General features: G+C 49.8%; 1 rRNA gene. It reads right to left on the bottom strand.

From position 1 onward, the window contains the following. Positions 1–228 (bottom strand): 23S ribosomal RNA (locus QMX82_RS26260); the annotation flags it as partial. Between the last annotated feature and the right edge of the window lie 27 nt (positions 229–255).

Raw genomic sequence — 255 nt, 5'->3', positions numbered from 1 at the left:
GTTGATTTCTTTTCCTCAGGGTACTTAGATGTTTCAGTTCCCCTGGTTCGCCTCTTAACCCTATGGATTCAGGTTAAGATACCTAGCTTATGCTAGGTGGGTTTCCCCATTCAGAGATCTCCGGGTCGCAGGTCATTTGCCACCTCACCGAAGCTTATCGCAGGCTATCACGTCTTTCATCGCCTCTGACTGCCAAGGCATCCACCGTATGCGCTTCTTCACTTGACCATATAACCCCAAGCAATCTCGCTGACG

It is taken from the genome of Pseudomonas sp. PS02302 (assembly GCF_029959585.1).
Classification (GTDB): Bacteria; Pseudomonadota; Gammaproteobacteria; order Pseudomonadales; family Pseudomonadaceae; genus Chryseomonas; species Chryseomonas aestiva.
Note: the sequence above shows the minus strand (reverse complement) of the source record. Positions and strands in the feature narration are given on the sequence as shown.